Source organism: Calditrichota bacterium, from assembly GCA_013152715.1.
In the GTDB taxonomy this organism is placed as follows: domain Bacteria; phylum Zhuqueibacterota; class Zhuqueibacteria; order Thermofontimicrobiales; family Thermofontimicrobiaceae; genus 4484-87.
Genome location: JAADFU010000205.1, coordinates 1 through 12,428 on the forward strand (window position 1 = coordinate 1; position 12,428 = coordinate 12,428).

Below are 12,428 nucleotides of genomic sequence, written 5' to 3' on the forward strand. Positions count from 1 at the left end.
ATTTTCTGGCAATTGGGTGGTGCTTTACTGTTTCTGTGTATAGCTCATGAGAGTCGTAAATAATCGGTTTATTTTTTAATTTCCCAATTATAAAAGCAATGGGCAAAGTTTCCAGATCATGAGCATGGTAAACATCAAATGGTTTGTTCAATAGCGCAATGATTGTCCTTATGAGATATTCTAAGTATTTAATAAAAAAGAATAGTTGCCCTTTGGGTAAAAGGTAGCGCGTTTTTAGGCTTATCCGGTAAATATAAAATCCATGTCGCTTTTCACGAGCCGGTGAATCTTTATCTTTTAAAGCGTAAAATGTCACTTTGTGGCCGATTTTGATCAACGAGAGAGCTTCTTTGGTAACGCGAGCATCGTGTGTAAAAGCTGTCATAAGAAGCATGCAAATTTTCATGCGGGTTCTCCTGCAGAATTTGAATTCCCGTTGTTCTTTTTAGCTAATGCCCATATCAACCCTGCTGGCCCCCAAACTATCATATTGACATAAATATCCCCACTGAACATTGCATTCCACACAGAGAAGAAAAATAGAGTCAGGGCTGTTATGCTCAATTGGAGCGCTAAACGCCGATTTTTATGGTGATAATAACGTATATTTTTAAATCCCTGTTTGGTAGCCAAGTAAAGGAAATATACTATAATGAATAAACCTGGAATACCATTCTCACAGGCCAATTCTAATATCAAGTTATGAGGGTAAACTAAGGGAATAATACCCGTATCAAAGTAAAAACTGCCAGTACCAATTCCCAAAAACGGTGAGCCGATAAATTGCTGTATTGCTTGAATCCATGCAAGAATACGGAAAGCTGCGCTGGCTTCCGAAGCAATAGGAGTTGCCATCCGTACTGAAACTTGTGATGAAGAATGTGATAGATAATAAATTCCCCCTAATGCAAATAATAAAGAAAAAAGAATCTTTCTGAATTTGGATTGCGTCGGCTGCAGGAAAAAAAATAGCAAAATTGATAACAAGACACCGAGAGTCGGCCCCCGAGATCCAGACCAGATGACTGGCATGATCATCAAAGTGGTGATGATGCCGAAGAATGTCTTTAGTACGATTTGTTTATAACGAGAAAAAAAATAAATACCCGTAATAATGGACAGCCCCAATGCCCGACCAATGGTTAGTGGCCCAATATTTTCCGACAATCGGAATCGGACAAATTTGAAAAAAATATTTGACATCGCGGAATAAAAGCTAAATATTGTTATTATCATCCCAATCAGAAAAATGGAAAAGATTAATTTTTCTATGCTGCGCTCATTTCCTCGAAGTAAATATGCAGCATATAGAAGCGGAATATTTACTATAAAGTAAAATATGATTTTTTTTGCACCATAAATTTTATCTGCAGAATAGGGCAAACCGGCTATGAGGATAACGCCTATTAAAATGGCAACCCAGAAAAAGCGATCAGCATAAAAAAGTTTTTTCCGCTCGCTTTTAATGTGGTAGAAAACAATGCTTAAAGGAAAGATTAATAAATATAATTTAAAAGCAGCCATGGAAATGGATACTTCAACCTGATCAAATAGGTAGTAAAGCAGGATATTAATAGTAAAGGGGATAGCAAAGCCAAATTCTGGGGTAACGTAAAGGACAAACGATCCGCAAATGAGCAGCATGAATAAAATGCTCAGTGTTGTCGATTTTATCAGCAGTAGCAAATAAAACAGCTCGATTACTGCGATGGCGATTGTGATTCTTTTGACATCAAATGGGTTTTGTAAGCGAATCGTTTCCATAAAATTTATTTAATCAGATTAATGACAAATTCTTTACTACGAGAAATTTCCTGCCGGGAAATTTCTTTCAATAAAATTAAAATTAGAATGAATAAAATTAAGCCGGCCGGAATGATCACAAAGGCGGCTGTTAGAATATTCGGGAATTTGTCGGTCAGATTTTTCAAAAAAACAGCGAATACAAAACCGGCAAAGACGATTTTGCCAATGGAAATCAGCGGCGGTTTCCACGCCATAAATTTTCGCACGGAAAAGACTGCGGAAGTGAAATAGATGGCGTACGCTGTCATTGCCGCCAGGCCTGCGCCAAAATAACCGAAACGCGGAATGAGAAAAATATTTAGCCCCACATTTGAAAATCCCGCGATTAATGCCAGCAGTGCAATGCGAATGCTCTTTTTATGTAACTCAAAGCCTTTGAGCACGTACTGTGTGAGCCCGAATAGAAAAATTCCCGCAGCGATGAAGGGCAGAACTCGTGTTCCTTCAACAAATTTGGCGTCCGAGAAAATGAGCACCATTGTTTTGGGGATTGTAACCAAAATTGTTAAAATCGGCACGCACAGCAAAAAAAAGTAACGCGTCAGATGCGAAATTAAATCTTGTGTGTGAGATTGTCCGTTCTTTTCCCAGTTGTCAACGATAATGGGGAATGCCGCCAGCATGAGAATAGTGTAAATAAAATTGAGCGTTTTTTCCGAGATGGCATAAGCGACCGAATAAAGTCCCACGTCTGAAGAGGTTGCAAAATATTCAATTAAATAGCGATCCGAAAGCGAGAGAATCCAGAATGCCAGAAATGAAAAACTGAGCGGCATGCCATAAGCAAAGAATTCTTTCGCCAGCGGAATAGAAATAGAACGAAAATGAAAAGATGAAAATATCTTTAATTTGTAAAAAATAATGACATCTAGACTCAGCGCAGCGACAAGAAATCCCCAGAAAATTCCGGCAACGCGGAAACCCATAAATACGATGAGGCTGATTCCAACTATCGGTTTAATCAGAGCAAACAGAGACCAGAAAAGCGTGTATTTTTTCGGTTCCAGTCCGGCGCGATAGATAACGATAAAAATCTCAAAGAACGAATTGAAAACAGATACGGCAACAGCTAAATTGATCAGGGAAAAAAGTTCAGGAGAAATTCGCTGCTGAAAAATGAACGTATTGACTAAAAGACTGACGCCCGTCACAATTGCCACGCCACCTACGGAACAAGCTAATAAAGTGGAAAAAAAAGTTTTTTCTTTTTGTTGATGTCTATGATTCTGATAAAATCGAATGACACTCATGGATAACCAGAATACAGCAAAAACGCGCATCAGGCTGAATGTGGATAGTGTAATTTGATAGTGTCCGTATTCTTCTTGAGTGAAAAGTGTAGTCAGCACTCGAATGAGCAAAATTCCGATGATAGCGGGCAAAATTCTCGCCGGAATGTAAATGAACGAGTCTTTGAGCGTTCTTTTCAGTTGCGAATTTATGTCTTGCTGCTTGTGTTGATCCATTTATTCCTGTTCATCATAATCGTGCGCAATTTCACTGCATCGCCGGGCAAATTAGTCTTTTTTGAACCATTGCGTCGGTTTCAGGGTGTGAAAAACGTAGCCCCATTGACGATACTGTTCCGGATGTTTTTCGCCTAAATATTCGGCATTCACTTTGATGTAGGCGGCAATCATGAAAAGAAAAAGGACAAAAATGGCCGCGCCCAAAACCATGAACATCCTTTTGGGGCTGGAGCGTTTGATAGGCGCCACTGCCGGATCTAAAACTTGCACTGTCGGAGTATCTTTTTTCTCATTGATTTTTGCTTGCTCATATTGCGGCAGGATGAATTCAAGAATTTTTTCTTGCAGTTTGAGCTCCCGATACAGGCGGACATATTCAATTCCCATATCTGGAACGTCGTTTAAAGCGAGAAACACATCCTTGTTGCCGTCTGATTCTTTCGCGCCGGTCTGAAATTCCCGATAGCGACGCTTCAATTCATGCAGTTCTGTTTGTTTGCGAATGTATTCTGCATGGGTATTGCTGACATATTTTTTTAACACACCTAATTCGATTTCTTTTGAGATGATTTGTGCTTTCAACTCAGCGGCAGCGGTGATAGTGGCTTTTGTTTGTTCAGTAAGTTCAATGGTGCCATATTTTTTCTGAAAATCTTTGAATGCTTCCTCGGCTTTTGCCAGATCGTCCATGTTTTGCTGGTAGCGTTTTCCAATGAAAATACGCGTGTTTCTGGCGCGTTGGGTTTTGAGCGCACGGTTTACTCGGTCCAATTCAGAGATAAAATAATTTGCTACGTCGCGGGCAAGATTTCTGGCTTTGTCTTCTTTTTCTTTTCCGGCAAAGTAAGGCGTTTTGATCTTCATGGAAATGGAAAGTGTACCGTCATCGTTGAGTTCCACAGCAATTCTGCTGCGCAATGTGCGGATCGCCTCTTCGATGTTTTCAGATTTGAAGCGTTTAATCAGATTGAATTTTTTTATCACATTTTCAGCAACAGTGCGACTGTTCAAAATCGCCAGATACCTGTTTGTCTCATCAGAAACAACACCGCCGAGTCCCAATCCGCTGATGGGAAGATTGTTGATAAAAGAAGACAACCCGAGTCCACCTTCTTCTGCCGGCGGCAATATAGTTGTCGATGCTTTGTATGTTTTGGGCATGAGCAAGCTAATAATGGCAGTGATTAGACAGATGACAAAACCATTAATTATGATCTGCTTGCGCCATTTGACGAGGGTGGTGAAATAATCGACTACTTTGATTTTTTTTGTTATCATTGAGCGTCCTTGTTGATTCTTTTTTATCGACGTTGTGTTGCAATATAGGCTAATACGACCGATGAAATGCTGGTTACGATTTGCAGATATTCGAGAAACTTCTTTCGGAATGTCTGGGGAACAATGATTGTATCGCCCAATTCTACTGGCGCATTAGGACCCTTGTCTAGCGAATGGTCGCGAAAATGAATGACCTTTATTTTTTCCATTGAACCCATTTCAATCATGCCGCCTGCCATTCCGACGTAGTCTTTGGCTTTCAAGCCATCCTTGTAAGGATAACCGCCGGGAATGTTGACGGCGCCCTGCACATAAACGTCTTTTATTATAGAAGGAATTTTTATTTCATCGCCATTTTGCAAAATAAGATCGCTAATTTGTTTTGATGTACTATCGGCGAATAAGTTAACTTTGAAAATTTGCGTCTGCCCATTACCTTGCTTGCGGATAACAATGATATGAGTCGGATCCAGAGAACGATTGAAACCAGCGGTGCGCAGCAAAAATTGACTCAGTTTTTCCTTGAGCTTAATGGGATGGGTGCCAGGTCTTGAAATTGCTCCTTCTATTTTTACCATAGGTGAATTCGCGTTTGTTGGCGGAACATAAACGACGTCGCCGTCTTGAAGAAAAATGTCTTCATCCAGAAAGCCTTCTTTTTTATAACGAACAAAGTCCAGGGTATCAATGCGGCTGTCGGCATGGCGAATTTCCACATGTCGTTCATCCGCCCAGTCGGTAAGACCCGCACGCTCTAACAGATAGGAAACGCGATCTATCGCCTGAGCGATGTAAGTCCCCGGATAACGCACTTCTCCAAGGACGTGTATTCTCAGTTTTCTAATCTGCACCAGATTCGCGAATACCTTTTTCAATTTGTATTTTTTTTCACCTTCTTTTTTGATGAGTTGCTGCACGTCGGCAAGCCTCTTCCCTGCCACGGGATAGATGCCGATGGTTTCCACGACCAATTTCCCCTCCGGTGTTACTTTGGTGGGAAAGGTGAAAGTTTTGTCTCCGGTAATATTAATGTAAAATAAGTCACCAGGACCCACAATGTATTTATCCGGGTCAATGATATTTTCCAGAGCAACTTCTTCAAACGAAGCCAGAGGATAGAGCAATTGGTTTGGCTTGAGCGGCTCCTTTAATTGCGGCTGTTTGCTTTGTTGAGTATTGGGGAAAAAAGTTTTTTGGTTGGTTGTTCCCGTAGTAGTTTGCTGCGCCAACAGCACGCTGCTAAACAACGCCAATATCAAAAAAAAGCGGATCGACAATGCCACGCGATTGGTTTTCAATTTATTCTCCTGACTTGCTTTGCATGTAACAGAATTCAAAACAAAGGCTGCTCGTGATAGCCAACAAATATAATTATATCACCCATAAAAGTCAAGCACAAACTCCCGCAAAAAGTTATTTTAACATTTGCGAACGAATCGTTTTTTTCGCTCGGAACTCATTTTCACGAATCAGGTTAAAAAAATGTTCCCAGTTCAAAAACCGCTTGCAAATTTACATGGAAGTTATTATCTTTCGGCTCATGATTTTAGGAAAGGTCCGCATAGAAGGAAAAGTCGCGCTCGCCCCTCTGGCGGGAGTGACAGACTCGTCGTTTCGGCTGATTTGTCGGCAATTAGGCGCAGCGCTGGTATTCACTGAGATGATCAGCGCCGACGGATTGGCGCGAGATAGTCAAAAAACCAGGGCATACATGGATTTTAGACCGGAAGAGCGACCGATTGGTTTTCAGCTATTCGGATCAGAGGCGGAGATAATGGCTCGCGCCGCACAAATTGCCGCTAAGTTACAGCCGGATTTCATTGATTTGAATTTCGGCTGCCCGGTGAAAAAAGTAGTGAAACGCGGCGCCGGCGCGGCGTTGCTCAATGATGTGAAATTAGTGGGAAAAATCGCGCGCGCCGTAGTGAAGGCTTCAGCCGTGCCGGTGACGGCGAAGATTCGCAAGGGTTGGAATAAAAAAAACGAGAACGCCCTGGACGTCGCTCGTGAACTTGAACAGTCAGGCGTCGCAGCGGTCACTGTTCACGGACGCACGCAAACGGAAATGTTTCGCGGACAGGCAGATTGGGAAATCATCGCTGAAATCAAAAGGAAAATTTCCATTCCGGTAATCGGCAACGGCGATGTCACCAGCGCTGACGATGTCAAAAAAATGCTCGACGAAACCGGCTGTGATTTGGTGATGATCGGCAGAGGCGCGCTGGGAAATCCCTGGATTTTTCAACAGGCTAATTATTTTCTGGAAACAGGAAAACATCTGCTGTCCCCGACGCCGAAGCAGCGGCTGGAAGTGATATTGCAACATCTTGACGATCGGCTTCAAGGAGATAATAAAAAGGCGCTGTTTGAAATGAGAAAACATTTGAGCTGGTACGTCAAAGGACTTCCGGGATGCGCACAAATTCGCGCTCAACTTTTTCAATCGAACGAGGTGAGCGAAGTTAAAAATAAACTAACGGAATATTTAACGAATGTGGCTGTGTCATGATCAAAAAGGATTATTTCATACCGATTAAAAGAACGCTGACGTTTGTGTGGCATCGGATGTTTGATAGTTAGGGGGCAGAGTCGGAGAATTAAGCTTTATTACATCCCCCCTGCCCCCCTTCAAAGGGGGGGGAACCAAATAAGTCTCCCTTTGAAGACGAAGATGCGCCTCTGGCGCAGGGGATTTAGGGGATGTTTGAGCGGATGAATACTATAAAAAATTATCGAAATTCTTAATTTGACTGAGTAGTACTATTTAATCAAAAAAATAACCTTGAAAAAATACCTGGAGGTTCTATGAATCGCAAAAGAATACTCATTATGGGCGCTGCAGGACGTGATTTCCATAATTTCAATTTACGTTATCGTGATAATGAGGAATTTGAAGTTGTTGCTTTTACGGCAACACAAATTCCTGACATTGAAGGGCGAGTCTATCCCGCAGAACTTGCCGGAAAACTTTATCCGGAGGGAATTCCGATTCATCCCGAAGAAAAATTGGCGGAATTAATCAAAGAGTACAAAGCGGACGGAGTTGTTTTTGCGTACAGCGATGTGCCGCACGAATATGTGATGCACAAAGCCGCACTGGTGAATGCCGCCGGAGCAGATTTTATTTTAATGGGCACGGAAAGTACAATGATCAAGAGCAAAGTGCCGGTGATTTCCATTTGTGCCATTCGCACCGGCTGCGGCAAAAGTCAGACCACGCGCCGCGTAAGCGAAATACTGCGTTCCTGGGGCAAAAAAGTCGTTGCCATTCGCCATCCCATGCCTTACGGCGATCTGGCGGCGCAAAAAGTGCAGCGTTTCGCTACCTATGAGGACATGGACAAATACAAATGTACTATTGAAGAACGCGAAGAATACGAACCGCATATTGACCGCGGCGTGATCGTTTACGCTGGCGTGGATTACGGCGCAATTTTGGAAGAAGCGGAAAAAGAAGCGGACATCATCCTCTGGGACGGCGGAAATAACGATACGCCTTTTTACAAACCAGATTTGAATATTGTGGTCACTGACCCCCATCGCGCGGGACATGAGCTCGCTTACTACCCGGGCGAAACAAATTTGCGCATGGCGGATGTAATTGTGATCAATAAAATCGACACTGCGGATTACGAAGATGTGGAATACTTGCGCGAAAATATCCGCGAAACGAATCCCGATGCCGTCGTCATCGATGGCGCTTCACCGCTGGTGGTGGAAAATCCGGATTTGATTCGCGGAAAACGGGCGCTGGTTATCGAAGACGGTCCCACTTTGACACACGGCGAAATGACCTACGGCGCCGGCGTTGTTGCTGCGGAAAAATTCGGCGCAGCCGAACTGGTCGATCCCAGACCTTGGGTCGTGGGCAAAATTGCCGAAACTTACGAAAAATATCCGGAAATCGGCATGCTGCTGCCAGCGATGGGCTACGGCGATCAGCAAGTGAAAGATCTGGAAAAGACAGTAAATGCTGTTGACTGCGACGTCGTCGTTATCGGTACTCCCATTGATTTGCGCCGGGTGATTAAAATTGACAAACCTGCGATTCGCGTCATGTACGACCTGCAGGAGATAGGCAAACCTGATTTAAAAGATGTCCTTGCCAGGTTTAAATAAATGAATACAAAATCCCGGAGTCCGACTATTCAGGCTTCGGGATTTTTCTTTCTCTTATTTTGTTAAAAATGTAAATCCGGAATTTAGCAATAGAAGGCAGTTATGGCTGAAAAAAAAACTGCGGTTGTCGCGCTTGGCGGGAATGCGATTACCAGAGAATTTGAAGAAGGATACATTTTCCAGCAATTTGCCAACACGCGCCGCAGTCTGGTCGGTATTTTGGATTTAATTAAACGCGGCTATCGCCTGGCGATCACTCATGGCAATGGCCCGCAAGTGGGAAATTATCTGATTCGCGTCGAGGAGACCAGAAATCTGGTGCCGCCGATTCCGCTGGGCATCATGGTCGCTGACTTAATGGGCGGTATGGGTTACATGATTGCCCAATCGCTGCAAAATAAATTAATTCGTCACAAAATTGAACGGGAAGTAGCAACTATTGTCTCCCAAGCGGTTGTTGATAAAAATGATCCATCCATTTTGAACCCGACGAAATTTGTCGGTCCTTTTTACAAAGAAGAAGATGTGAAAAAATTGCAGCAAGAGCGCAATTGGATCATGAAATACGACTCCGGAAGAGGTTATCGCCGCGTGGTACCGTCACCGATTCCGCTGGAAATTGTGGAAAAAAATGTGATAAAAAAATTGGTTGATCAGGACGTGATTGTGATCGCCGTTGGCGGCGGCGGCGCGCCGGTGTACGTCGAAGAAGACGGAACTTACGAAGGCGTGGACGGCGTGATTGACAAAGACCGGGCTTCGGCAATTCTGGCGCGGGATATCGGGGCACAGGAGTTGTACATTTTGACCGCCGTGGACAAAGTAGCGCTCAATTATCGGAAACCGGATCAGGTCGATTTGGATCAACTAACTGTGGTGGAAGCCAAAAAATATCTCGCAGAAGGCCAATTCCCCAAAGGTAGCATGGGGCCCAAGATTGAATCAGCGATTCATTTTATCGAGCAGGGTGGCGAGGTTTGCATTATCACTTCGACGGAACGTTTGACCGATGCTTTGGAGGGAAAAACAGGGACGAGGATTGTTGCTTGAAAAATTAATAGTTCTTTGTTCAAAGTTCATAGTTTAAAATCGCTCAATTTGGACAAATAAAACTCGAGACTCGCTACTCTAAACGAGAAACTAATGTTCTCTCGCCCCATACCCTCTCAAAAGTTTTGAATCTTTGAAAGGGTAACAGGACACGTAGGGTAACACAAAATAAATTTACCAAAGTAGGAGGAGTAATGAAAATACACGAATATCAAGCCAAAGAAATTTTACGGAAATTTAAAGTCGCTGTACCTGACGGGCGGGTGGCGTTTACGCCGGAGGAAGCGCGTCGGGTTGCAGAAGAACTTGGCGGCGGAACTGTTGTTGTGAAAGCACAAATTCACGCCGGCGGTCGCGGCAAAGGCGGTGGCGTGAAATTGGCAAAAAATGCGGAAGAAGCGGAAAAATTAGCCCGCGATATGATCGGCATGACGCTGGTAACGCACCAGACAGGGCCGGAGGGGAAATTAGTGCGACGCGTTTTAGTGGAACAGGGGCTGGACATTGAACGCGAACTTTACGCCGGAATCGTGCTCGACCGCGCCAAATCTCAATTAGTGTACATGGTGAGCACTGAGGGCGGCGTGGAAATTGAAAAAGTAGCTGCGGAAACACCGGAGAAAATCCTGAAAGAATGGATCGACCCGGCAATCGGTTTTCAGCCGTATCAGGCGCGAAAACTGGCATTCGGTCTGGGGCTTTCCGGCGATCAATTTAAGAATGGTGTGAAATTTTTGAAAGCTTTGTACAATGCCTGCATGGCTGTGGATGCCTCTCTGGCAGAAATCAATCCTCTCGTCGTCACTCGCGACGGCAGAGTCCTGGCTCTGGACGCGAAAATCAACATCGACGATAATGCGCTCTATCGCCATCCGGACATCCTGGAACTGCGCGATCTGGATGAAGAAGAACCGCTGGAAGTTGAAGCCTCCAAATATAATTTGAATTACATTAAATTGGACGGCGATGTCGGTTGCATGGTCAATGGCGCAGGTCTGGCAATGGCAACAATGGACTTGATCAAATTAGCAGGCGGCGAACCGGCAAATTTTCTCGACGTGGGCGGCGGCGCTAATGCGGAAACCGTGGAACACGGCTTTGAAATTATCCTCAGCGATCCTAATGTAAAAGCAGTATTGATCAATATTTTCGGCGGCATTGTCCGCTGCGACCGCGTGGCAAACGGCGTTGTGGAAGCGGCCAGAAAAATCGGCGTGAAAGTGCCGATGATCGTGCGTCTCGCAGGAACCAATGCCGAAGAAGCAGCGGAAATTCTGGACAATTCCGGGTTGAAATTTTTGGTTGCGAATTCGTTTGAGCAAGCAGCGCAGCGAGTGGTCGAAGCGCTGGCTAAGTGATTTAAGTTAGCCACTGATTGACACGGATAGACACAGATATGGGTTTAAAATATCAAGACATAACACAGGATATTATTGGTGCTGCATTTGAAGTCCATAATATACTTGGATACGGTTTTTTAGAAAAAGTATATCAACGGGCTTTGCAGGTTGAGTTGGTGCAGAGAGGTCATACAGTAGAATTAGAACCGACAGTAGATGTGAAATACAAGGGTGTTATTGTCGGCAATTATGCAGTAGATTTGCTTGTTGATGATTGGAAAATGTTATTTAGTGAAATACGTTTTGTACATCCCCCCTTACCCCCCTTCAAAGGGGGGATAACAAGAAAGTCCCCCTTTGAAGACGAAGATGCGCTTCTGGCGCAGGGGATTTAGGGGGATGCTTGTCGAGCCTGATTTTTGATAGACAATCTATGGTAAAAAACAAAATTAACAGACATAAAATTCGGAGGTAAAAACCTTGAGTATTTTAATAGATGAAAAAACACGTCTGGTTGTGCAAGGAATTACAGGAGGCGAAGGTTCTTTTCATACCCGCCAGATGATCGAATACGGCACCAATGTGGTCGCCGGAGTGACGCCTGGCAAAGGCGGACAAAAATTTGATGACAAAATTCCTGTTTTCAATACCGTGGAAGAAGCAGTCAAAGAAACCGGCGCTGATGCAGCCGTGGTTTTCGTCCCCCCGGCTTTCGCGGCGGACGCGATAATTGAGTCTGCCGGTTCGGGAGTCGATTTGGTGGTTTGTATTGCCGAAGGCATTCCCACGCTTGACATGGTCAAAGTGTACGAATATCTGAAACATCGTTCCACGAGGCTCATCGGTCCCAACTGTCCGGGAATTATTTCTCCGGGAAAGGCAAAAGTCGGCATTATGCCCGGATTCATTCACAAGCCCGGCAAAGTGGGCGTTGTTTCGCGCAGTGGAACCTTGACTTACGAAGCTGTGCATCAATTGACTGAACTGGGAATCGGACAATCCACCTGCATCGGTATTGGCGGCGATCCGATTATTGGCACTAATTTTGTCGATGCTTTGAAATTATTCGAACAAGATCCGGATACGGAAGCTATGATCGGTGAAATAGGCGGCTCTGCCGAGGAGGAGGCGGGCGAGTTCATAAAAAATCACATGACCAAGCCTGTGGTTAGTTTTATTGCCGGTCAGACTGCGCCTCCGGGACGAAGAATGGGACACGCCGGAGCCATCATCGCCGGCGGCAAAGGAACCGCCGCGGAAAAAATCGCTGCGCTGAAATCTTGCGGCGTGCACGTCAGTGAAAGCCCGGCTGAAATCGGCGCTACAGTGGCAAAAGTTTTGAAATAGCATATTGCAAGAATTAGGT

Annotated in this window: 11 protein-coding genes; 6 read left to right on the top strand and 5 right to left on the bottom strand. The window is 44.3% G+C overall.

What is annotated here, in order from left to right; all coding sequences use genetic code 11:
• From GXO74_16385 to GXO74_16405, 5 genes are all read right to left on the bottom strand, one after another.
• A partial coding sequence (locus tag GXO74_16385) for a glycosyltransferase family 4 protein (protein NOZ63232.1) occupies window positions 1-406 on the bottom strand: 406 nt, incomplete at its 3' end.
• Entirely contained in the window at window positions 403-1,764 is a 1,362-nt protein-coding gene (locus GXO74_16390; GenBank protein ID NOZ63233.1) for an O-antigen ligase family protein, read from the bottom strand. The genes GXO74_16385 and GXO74_16390, both read right to left, overlap by 4 nt.
• A 5-nt stretch (window positions 1,765-1,769) precedes the next feature.
• A complete protein-coding gene (locus GXO74_16395) occupies window positions 1,770-3,272 on the bottom strand; it encodes an oligosaccharide flippase family protein (GenBank protein ID NOZ63234.1) in 1,503 nt (500 codons plus the stop codon).
• Window positions 3,273-3,323: 51 nt separating this feature from the next.
• Window positions 3,324-4,553 (bottom strand): hypothetical protein, encoded by a 1,230-nt coding sequence (locus tag GXO74_16400; GenBank protein NOZ63235.1) that lies wholly within the window; start codon window positions 4,551-4,553, stop codon window positions 3,324-3,326.
• 23 nt (window positions 4,554-4,576) lie between these two features.
• Window positions 4,577-5,851, bottom strand: a complete 1,275-nt coding sequence (locus GXO74_16405; protein ID NOZ63236.1) for a hypothetical protein — start codon at window positions 5,849-5,851, stop codon at window positions 4,577-4,579.
• 218 nt (window positions 5,852-6,069) lie between these two features.
• Between GXO74_16405 and dusB the strand changes: the two genes are divergently transcribed.
• The 6 genes from dusB to sucD all read left to right on the top strand — a co-directional run bounded on the left by dusB (window position 6,070) and on the right by sucD (window position 12,409).
• On the top strand, window positions 6,070-7,062 hold the full coding sequence (dusB, locus tag GXO74_16410) for a tRNA dihydrouridine synthase DusB (protein NOZ63237.1): 993 nt from the start codon (window positions 6,070-6,072) through the stop codon (window positions 7,060-7,062).
• 296 nt (window positions 7,063-7,358) lie between these two features.
• Entirely contained in the window at window positions 7,359-8,672 is a 1,314-nt protein-coding gene (locus GXO74_16415) for a GTPase (protein NOZ63238.1), read from the top strand.
• A 102-nt stretch (window positions 8,673-8,774) separates the two neighbouring features.
• Window positions 8,775-9,722, top strand: a complete 948-nt coding sequence (gene arcC, locus GXO74_16420) for a carbamate kinase (protein ID NOZ63239.1) — start codon at window positions 8,775-8,777, stop codon at window positions 9,720-9,722.
• A gap of 194 nt (window positions 9,723-9,916) precedes the next feature.
• Window positions 9,917-11,080 carry an ADP-forming succinate--CoA ligase subunit beta gene (sucC, locus tag GXO74_16425; protein ID NOZ63240.1) on the top strand — a complete coding sequence of 388 codons (1,164 nt, stop codon included), beginning with the start codon at window positions 9,917-9,919 and terminating at the stop codon, window positions 11,078-11,080.
• A gap of 38 nt (window positions 11,081-11,118) precedes the next feature.
• The gene (locus GXO74_16430) at window positions 11,119-11,457 is read left to right on the top strand and encodes a GxxExxY protein (protein NOZ63241.1); all 339 of its coding nucleotides are present in this window, start codon (window positions 11,119-11,121) and stop codon (window positions 11,455-11,457) included.
• 85 nt (window positions 11,458-11,542) lie between these two features.
• The gene (gene sucD / locus GXO74_16435) at window positions 11,543-12,409 is read left to right on the top strand and encodes a succinate--CoA ligase subunit alpha (protein ID NOZ63242.1); all 867 of its coding nucleotides are present in this window, start codon (window positions 11,543-11,545) and stop codon (window positions 12,407-12,409) included.
• Window positions 12,410-12,428 lie beyond the last annotated feature (19 nt).

What these genes read in the sequence shown, in the direction of transcription:
- GXO74_16395 (NOZ63234.1), bottom strand. Translation starts at nt 3,272, where the DNA reads ATGGATCAACACAAGCAGCAAGACATAAATTCGCAACTGAAAAGAACG.
- GXO74_16430 (NOZ63241.1), top strand. Translation starts at nt 11,119, where the DNA reads ATGGGTTTAAAATATCAAGACATAACACAGGATATTATTGGTGCTGCA.
- GXO74_16400 (NOZ63235.1), bottom strand. Translation starts at nt 4,553, where the DNA reads ATGATAACAAAAAAAATCAAAGTAGTCGATTATTTCACCACCCTCGTC.
- arcC (NOZ63239.1), top strand. Translation starts at nt 8,775, where the DNA reads ATGGCTGAAAAAAAAACTGCGGTTGTCGCGCTTGGCGGGAATGCGATT.
- sucC (NOZ63240.1), top strand. Translation starts at nt 9,917, where the DNA reads ATGAAAATACACGAATATCAAGCCAAAGAAATTTTACGGAAATTTAAA.
- GXO74_16390 (NOZ63233.1), bottom strand. Translation starts at nt 1,764, where the DNA reads ATGGAAACGATTCGCTTACAAAACCCATTTGATGTCAAAAGAATCACA.
- dusB (NOZ63237.1), top strand. Translation starts at nt 6,070, where the DNA reads ATGGAAGTTATTATCTTTCGGCTCATGATTTTAGGAAAGGTCCGCATA.
- GXO74_16415 (NOZ63238.1), top strand. Translation starts at nt 7,359, where the DNA reads ATGAATCGCAAAAGAATACTCATTATGGGCGCTGCAGGACGTGATTTC.